4 protein-coding genes are annotated in these 4,466 nt (G+C 63.3%); 3 read left to right on the forward strand and 1 reads right to left on the reverse strand.

The window, feature by feature from the left end; translation table 11 throughout:
• The first annotated feature begins 43 nt into the window (after positions 1–43).
• The 3 genes from fumC to PLJ71_20560 are packed head-to-tail and all read left to right on the forward strand — an operon-like array spanning position 44 to position 3,156.
• Positions 44–1,408 (forward strand): class II fumarate hydratase, encoded by a 1,365-nt coding sequence (fumC, locus tag PLJ71_20550; GenBank protein HQM51084.1) that lies wholly within the window; start codon positions 44–46, stop codon positions 1,406–1,408.
• A 15-nt stretch (positions 1,409–1,423) separates the two neighbouring features.
• Entirely contained in the window at positions 1,424–1,822 is a 399-nt protein-coding gene (locus tag PLJ71_20555; protein ID HQM51085.1) for a hypothetical protein, read from the forward strand.
• Positions 1,819–3,156 carry a zinc dependent phospholipase C family protein gene (locus PLJ71_20560; GenBank protein HQM51086.1) on the forward strand — a complete coding sequence of 446 codons (1,338 nt, stop codon included), beginning with the start codon at positions 1,819–1,821 and terminating at the stop codon, positions 3,154–3,156. Before PLJ71_20555 ends, PLJ71_20560 begins: the two co-directional genes overlap by 4 nt.
• Positions 3,157–3,327: 171 nt before the next feature.
• Here the strand turns inward: PLJ71_20560 and PLJ71_20565 are convergent.
• The coding region (locus PLJ71_20565; GenBank protein ID HQM51087.1) for a Gfo/Idh/MocA family oxidoreductase at positions 3,328–4,466 on the reverse strand (1,139 nt) is incomplete at its 5' end.

Here is a 4,466-nt window from a genome sequence, read left to right on the forward strand (position 1 = left end):
GCCGGAGGGGACGGTGGTGGATTACCGAATCGAAACGGACACGATGGGCGCAATGCAGGTGCCCGCGGACACGTATTACGGGAGCCAGACCGCCCGTTCGCTCGAGAATTTCAAGATCGGCGCCGAGACCATGCCGCGCGAGGTCATCCGCGCGTTCGGGATACTGAAGAAGGCCGCGGCACTGACCAATTACGAGCTGGGTCTGCTCGGGCCCGATTTGCGCAGCGCCATCTGCCAGGCCGCCGACGAGGTCATCGAGGGCAAGCTCGACACCCATTTCCCGCTGGTGGTGTGGCAGACCGGCAGCGGGACCCAGAGCAACATGAACGTCAACGAGGTCATCGCGAACCGGGCCATCGAGCTGCTCGGCGGCGAACTTGGCAGCAAGAACCCCGTGCATCCCAATGACCACGTGAACATGTCGCAATCGTCGAACGATACGTTCCCGACGGCCATGAACATCGCCGCCGCCGAACAGGTGCAGCGCCATCTCCTGCCCCCGCTCGAAGGGCTGCGCGACACGCTTCAAGCAAAATCCGACTTGTTTGGCGCCATCATCAAGATCGGCCGTACGCACCTCATGGACGCCACGCCCCTCACGCTGGGCCAGGAATTCTCGGGGTACGCGCAACAGCTTGCCAACGGCATCGAGCGCATCAAGGGGGCGCTGCCCGGACTGTTCGAACTGGCCCTCGGCGGCACGGCGGTCGGCACGGGACTCAACACGAAGAAAGGTTATGATGTCAAGGTCGCGGGCAAGATCGCGGAGTTGACGGGACTGCCGTTCGTCACGGCGCCCAACAAGTTCGAGGCTCTGGCGGCGCACGACGCTTTGGTGATGATGTCCGGCGCGTTGAAGACCGTCGCGTGCAGCCTGATGAAGATTGCCAACGACGTCCGCTGGCTGGCGAGCGGGCCGCGGTGCGGTTTGGGCGAGATTCGGATTCCCGCCAACGAGCCGGGGTCGTCGATCATGCCGGGCAAGGTGAACCCGACGCAGTGCGAAGCGTTGACCATGGTGGCCGCGCAGGTTATCGGCAACGACACGACGATCGCCATCGCCGGCGCGTCGGGCAATTTCGAGTTGAACGTGTTTAAGCCGGTATTGATCTACAATCTGCTGCAATCGTGCCGGCTTTTGGGAGACGCGGCGCGGTCGTTCAACGACCATTGCGCGGCGGGCATCGAGCCTGACGAAGGGCGCATCGATGCCCTGCTTCGCGAATCGCTGATGCTGGTTACGGCGCTCAACCGCAGGCTCGGCTATGACAACGCGGCCCGTATCGCCAAGACCGCTTACGCCAATGGCACGACCTTGAAGGAAGAAGCGATCAACCTCGGCCTGCTGACGGCCGAGGAATTCGACCAAGCGGTGGACCCGGCCAAAATGCTCGGGCCCGCTGAATAGCGTATCGGACACACGATGGAATTCTTACTCGCTAACGCATACCTGGCCGCCGGAGGCATCGCCTTGGCCGTCTGCCTCATGTGGGCGCTTGTGGCGGGGGTGTTTGTTCTGCTTGGGGGCCGGCGGCGGCCCTACCTGCTCGGACCCGTTTTCGCGGTGGTGCACGGGCTGGCGGTCGCCGCGGTCGCACTCACAACTCCCGCGGACATGACCGCGTCGCCCCTTGCCGGGCTCGGGTGGCTGGTTCTTTCGGTTGCCGATTTCCCGGCTACCCTGCTGTTTCCGCGGGGCGCGGGAGGCGTTTCTCTGCCCGGGTTCTTCCTTATGGCCGGGACAGCGCAACAATTGCTCGCGGGGACGTTACTTGCCGCACTCTATGCCACGTGGCCCCGAAAGGAGTCCCGCCCCGCATGACCGTGCGCCGCTACATCTGGACGGCCCTCCTCTCACTGGTCCTGTTGGCTTTGCCCGCGATTGCGGCGGGCCCGAGAACCCATGCCGAAATCGGCCAGCGCGCGTGGGACCAGCACCTTGTGACGGACCCGGAGATGCTTCCGGGGTTGGCGGGCCTGCGCGGAGATGACCAAGCCATGCGCGCGTTCTACTGCGGCGCCACGTTCCCCGATTTTGGGCACAACAAGATCAACCACGAGGCGGCAGAGTATGCGCACTGGTATCCGTATCAACAGGCCTATTTCGAATATATGAAGGAGCATTTTCCTCCGCCGTGGGACGATGCTGCGCGCCGGGAAATCGCGTTCTTCCTGGGCATTCTGTGTCACGGGGTTGGCGATACACCCTGGCACTTCGACGAAGACGGCCATAAATCGCTGCTGACCATGGCCCGCGAAACCGACCGCGCCGGGCATGGGTTGACTGAGCACATAACCGACATTTTCAGCCACGTGCTGTTTGACATCGAACCCGACCCGCGCAGTGAGTTTGTTTGGCTCACCGGGACGGCGCAAGCGGTCTTCGAGCGCGCCGGGGTGGCGGTCACACCCGAGGAGCTTGCCCGGGGCTGCCGGAAACTCGAAGGGGAATGGTTTCGCGGCGCGCACCTCGGCCCCATCGCATATCCGTATTTCCAGGCCAAGATTCCGTGGTGCCGTGCGCATTACGAGGACTATTACTACGGCGGTCTCGAACACGGCGCGGCGCTCACCGCCATGTGCATCCGCTACTACTACGCGCGGCTCAACGGCTGGCATTATTATCAGAACATCCCTATCCAGGCGTGCGCGTTCCCGCGCGGAGAACCGTACACTCCCTGCATGGATGCCGCTATCCCGGCAGGGGATGAAGAGGCCGGCGGCAGCATTCTGACCGTCGGGCACGGAGCATGCGCCAGATTGCGGTTTGACGTTTCCGATATCGCGTCACCGGAGCAATTCGAGGGGGCGGCCCTGTGGTTGCGTCTCGTTGACGGCCCTGTGGCGGGCGCCGTGGAAATCACCGGGCACGCCATGACCGGCGAAGATGCAGCGGACCACGAGCCGTCGCCCAGAGCCCGGCCCCGCATGGCTGACGTCTCCTCCTCGTGGATGGTCTGGGATGTTACCGCGCTGGTGCGGCAATGGGTCCGGGAACCTGCTGGCAATTACGGCATGCTGCTCAAGACCGCCCCGGGCGCGGACACGGATGCCGTCCCGGCGGTGCGTTTCTATTCGTCATCCGCGCTCAAGGCCCGCCCCGACGGGTACGGCGGCACGGTCGTGGCCTTCCGGCCCATTCTAGTCGTGCGATAGGGCTTTGCATCAAGCGGCGGATGAGGTGTTTGCCCCCAACTCTCCGGCCCGCGGGGGTGCAGCACGACGCCAGGAACCGCCACAGCGGACGGCAATTCGGCTTGAATTGACCGGCGGGGGTGCCGGTCCCACAACTTGTCCGGCACGGGGCCGACGCTCTCGACCTCCGGTTCAGCCGCTTGTCTTCACCTTGACTATTTTGCCAGTCTTGGCGGACTTCCAGGCAGCTTCCGTGACTTCGATGACGCGCAGCCCGCACACCGGCGGGGTCTGGGGTTCGTCTTTGCCAAGGATGACGTCAATGAAGTTGGCGTCGGGATTCTTCTTGTACTTGGGCAGAACCACCTTCACCGGCCTGCCCATGGCGTCCTGGCGGAGAAGACTCTGGCCGTGGCGGAGGTAGAACGCGCCTTTCGAACCGACGACCGTGACGTCCTCGTGAAATGTGGGGGCATTGCCCACGATCGCCACGCTGCCCAACGCGCCGTTGCTGAATTTCATGGCGAGGGTCGAGTTGATGTCGACCTCCGTGCTGAAGTTCTCCATGTCGGCATAGACTTCGGCGATTCTGAGGCCGGTAAGCCACATCAGAATGTCGACGAGATGGCTGCCCGAATCGTTGATTTGTCCGCCGCCGGATTCGGCGAGCTTCTGCCGCCAGGTGCCTTTCACGGCGCGCAGCCATTCCTGCGACTGCACGGCCTGCACGAATTGCACTTCGCCGATGGCCCCCTTGGCGATTTGTTCGCGGATGTAGCGAAACTCGGGCATGTAGTGCCGCTGATACGAAATCATCAGCACGCGGTTCACCTTCTTCGCCAGCGCGATGAGGCTCTTGGCATGTTGCACCGTGCAGGTCAGCGGCTTTTCGGAAAGGACGTGCAGCCCCTTCTTCAAGGACGCCGCGGTCTGTTCATAATGCACCGTGTGCGGGCTCTGGACCACCACGCCGTCGAGCTGTTCGTTGGCGAGCATGGCGCGGTAATCCCTATAGGCCGGCAGCGACTCCGAACCCGGGCAGCGCTGATAGAACACGGCGAGCGACTTCTTCGACGGGTCCGTCAAGGCGGTGACGCAGGCCTTTTTCGTTTCGTGGATGCGGTGCCAATGACCGGGCGCGATCCCCCCGGCGGCGATGAATCCAATACGCAGTTTCCCGGACATGGCGTGTACCTCCCTGAGTGTCCCTTCCCGGCAGACCGCAAAAATGGTAGCAGCGGCCGCGAAGCAAATCAACGGCAATAGAAGGACCCAAATCGCCGGATGACACCACGATTGGGGAAACTCACACAGAGACGCAAAGGACACGG

Source organism: Candidatus Hydrogenedentota bacterium (assembly GCA_035416745.1).
Lineage (GTDB): Bacteria > Hydrogenedentota > Hydrogenedentia > Hydrogenedentales > SLHB01 > UBA2224.